The following is a 2,901-nucleotide window of genomic DNA, read 5'->3' on the forward strand; positions in this document are numbered from 1 at the left end:
AAGCCGGTGGCCTTGCCGTAGCTCAGCGGTAGAGCTCCCGGCTCTGGGACCGGGTGGACGCCGGTTCGAGCCCGGCCGGCGGCGCCACCCACGATCAACGGGGCGACCCTGCCGAAACCCAGCGGCAGGAGGATCACCCCGTACGACGAGGTGCGGTGAGACGAGGCAGACGTGGCCGACACCTTATTCGTGGCGGGCGAGACCGCACTCGTGGTCGCCGTGCCCGAATCCGAACCGGTCGTCGGCCGCTGGCGGGAGCGCTTCGACTCCTCCGCCGCCTGTGGCGTATCTGCGCACGTGACCGTCCTGTACCCGTTCCTTCCCGCCGACCGGATAGACGACCGGCTCCTGGCCGAACTGCGGGAGCTGTTCGCCGCGCACGCCCCCTTCGAGGTGCGGTTCGACCGCTGCGGACGCTTTCCCGCCGTGCTGTACCTGGCCCCCGAGCCCGCCATGCCGTTCACGAAGCTGACCGAGGCCGTCGTAGCACGCTGGCCCGAGGCTCCGCCCTACGGCGGGCAGTTCGACCAGATCATCCCCCACCTGACCGTCGCCGAGACCGCGGACCCCCGCATCGGGGATGAAATCGAAGCCGATCTCCTCCCCCGGCTGCCCATCAACACACACGCCGACGCGGTCACACTGCTGGTCTGCGACGGCCTCCGATGGCGAGCGGCAACCACGTTCCCGTTGGGCCGCTGAAGTAGCGTTGCAGGGCCAGGAAAGTCGGCCGATCAGCCCAACTCCCATCGGGAGCGCGCCCCGCTCCGCCTGCGCTCGCTCTACTCCCGCACCCCACTTTTCCGGCCATAATCACCTTCGTTGAGATGCTGCAGTCCCGGGCAGACCGTGAGATCGTGGCGGTCATGGCGATGGAAGATGCCCTGGGATGTCGTGCTCGATGTCGGGGGTGCCGTACCGGCCCTCGTGCGCAACGCGGCGCGGGCGCTCGCCGACAGCGTCGAGCGCTACGTGTTCATGTCCACGATCTCGGCCTACCGCGACTGGCCCCACCAGCCCGTCGACGAGTCCTCGCCGATGTGGGACGGCGACCCCGACCTCGACCCAGGCACGCGGCGCTGGGACCCCGACGCGTACGGTCCACTCAAGGTGGGCTGTGAGCTCGGGGAGGAAGCCCGAAACTATCGGTGAGCGGCTCCGCCGGGCGAAGGCCGGGCGCAGCCGCCGCAGATAGGTAATCCCGCGGATCGACTGGACCTCGCTCAACCGGGTGAGCGTCGCCCGTGCCGCCGCCACGGCCGGCTCCATCTCGCCGCTCAGCAGGTGCGCCTTCGTCAGAAACGCGCCGTGCAGCAGTGGGCTCGTCGACCGGAGGGCTTGGTGTGACGGCAGATCTCAGACAGCGGATGTTGAAGGGGAAGTCCGAGCTTCCGCACATGGGCCGCGTAGTCAGGACGGCTGGCGTGTTTCCGCCCTACGTCGTCCTCGCGGATGATGGCACCGAGATCGAACCGATCACGGAGTACCTGAAAGATCTCGCGCCCAGCGACGCTGAGCGTACTGTCTCCTCGGAGCTACGGCTATGACTGCGGGTACGGCCAGGTCGCACGCGCGCGCGGCGGCACCACGTCCGAACCGCTCTGCGCCACCTGCACCCGCCCCGCAGTTCTGGCGCAGCTGCCCGACCTGCGGTCAGAGCGGCCGAATCAACGCCGGTCGGTGCGCTCGCTGCAGCATCGACCAGCGGCTACGCGATCTGCTGGGCGATACCGCCGCGATCGGGGCCGTTGCGCATCGGCTGGACACCGCCATCGAGGAGGGCCGGGGACCTGACCTCGATGAGCGGCGTCCTGGCCGGCGCCGCCTACCGTCTGCTGCCGGCCTGACGGCCCGGCCTCACTTCAGGTGCCGGCCGAAGAACCGGGCCGCATCCTCCCCCGCGAACTGCGGAACGCCGGTGTGCCCGCCCATGTTGGCGTGCAGCGTCTTCTCCTTGGAGCCGAAGGCGTCGAACAGGTCCAGGGCCGCCTGCCGGTCGTTGCCTTCGTCGTCCCACTGCAGCAGAACGTGCAGCGGAATGGTGACCTGCCGGGCCTCCTCGAACAGGGCGCGAGGCACGAAACTCCCAGCGAACAGAACGGCGGCCGAGATGCGCGGCTCGACCACCGCCAGCCGGATCCCGATGGAGATCACTCCCCCCGAGTACCCGACCGGGCCGCCGATCTCAGGCAGCGAAAGGAGGGCGTCCAGGACGGCCTGCCATTCCGGGACCGCCTTGTCGACCAGCGGGAGGACGAGCCGATCCACGACCTCCTCGTCGACCGGCTCACCGGCCTCCAGCGCCCGGCGCAGATCGGCGCGGGCCTGCTCGGCGGCGGCCGAACGGGGCCGGTCACCGCTCCCGGTGAGCTCGATGGTGGCCGCGGCGAAGCCCTCCGCCGCCGACTGCCGGGCCCGGGCCACCAGCCGGGGATACATCTTGTGCAGTCCGCCGGGGTGGCCGAGCAGGATCAGCGGCGCCGGTGCGGATGCGGATGCGGGTGTCCACAGGATGCCGGGGATCTCGCCGAGGGTGAATTCGCGTTCGAGGACGCCGTCGTCGAGGCGCTGCTCGGAGGTGAATCGCATGGTCGTGCCTTTCGGGAGTGCTCTTGAACGGCGCTCCCGGACGACCTATCGCCCGACCGCGACCCCGGAGGGGAGCACCCATGTCGATACTGCGTTCACGGGTACCACCTCCTCGTTCTCTGGCACGGCCTCCGGAAAAGTAGCAGTGGTCGCCGTGGTCCGCCAACAGGTTTTTGCGGAGGATCCGGGACCCGCCGCGAAAGCGGTCACGCTCAGCCAGCAAGATCCAACGGATTCACAGTGCAGAGACAAGACACCTTCTCCATCGGCGTATCGCAGGAAGAGGCGACCGTTTTCGTCGAGGACGATTGC

General features: G+C 69.2%; 4 protein-coding genes and 1 tRNA gene. 4 read left to right on the forward strand and 1 reads right to left on the reverse strand.

The features are described from left to right. The first annotated feature begins 9 nt into the window (after nt 1-9). The 4 genes from Mth01_RS29075 to Mth01_RS29090 all read left to right on the forward strand — a co-directional run bounded on the left by Mth01_RS29075 (nt 10) and on the right by Mth01_RS29090 (nt 1,547). Nucleotides 10-87: transfer RNA gene (locus Mth01_RS29075), tRNA-Gln, on the forward strand. An 84-nt stretch (nt 88-171) separates the two neighbouring features. Beyond that, the gene (locus tag Mth01_RS29080) at nt 172-702 is read left to right on the forward strand and encodes a 2'-5' RNA ligase family protein (RefSeq protein WP_204019165.1); all 531 of its coding nucleotides are present in this window, start codon (nt 172-174) and stop codon (nt 700-702) included. A 177-nt stretch (nt 703-879) separates the two neighbouring features. Beyond that, nucleotides 880-1,152, forward strand: a complete 273-nt coding sequence (locus Mth01_RS29085; protein WP_204019166.1) for a Rossmann-fold NAD(P)-binding domain-containing protein — start codon at nt 880-882, stop codon at nt 1,150-1,152. A gap of 191 nt (nt 1,153-1,343) precedes the next feature. Then, the gene (locus Mth01_RS29090) at nt 1,344-1,547 is read left to right on the forward strand and encodes a hypothetical protein (RefSeq protein WP_204019167.1); all 204 of its coding nucleotides are present in this window, start codon (nt 1,344-1,346) and stop codon (nt 1,545-1,547) included. A gap of 310 nt (nt 1,548-1,857) precedes the next feature. Here the strand turns inward: Mth01_RS29090 and Mth01_RS29095 are convergent, their stop codons facing one another. Continuing rightward, nucleotides 1,858-2,589, reverse strand: coding sequence for a dienelactone hydrolase family protein (locus Mth01_RS29095; protein ID WP_204019168.1), 732 nt, complete (start codon nt 2,587-2,589; stop codon nt 1,858-1,860). Nucleotides 2,590-2,901 lie beyond the last annotated feature (312 nt).

The organism is Sphaerimonospora thailandensis, from assembly GCF_016863115.1.
GTDB classification, from domain to species: Bacteria; Actinomycetota; Actinomycetes; order Streptosporangiales; family Streptosporangiaceae; genus Sphaerimonospora; species Sphaerimonospora cavernae.

Coding starts and splice junctions, on each gene's coding strand:
- Mth01_RS29095 (WP_204019168.1), bottom strand. CDS start 2,589: ATGCGATTCACCTCCGAGCAGCGCCTCGACGACGGCGTCCTCGAACGC.
- Mth01_RS29085 (WP_204019166.1), top strand. CDS start 880: ATGCCCTGGGATGTCGTGCTCGATGTCGGGGGTGCCGTACCGGCCCTC.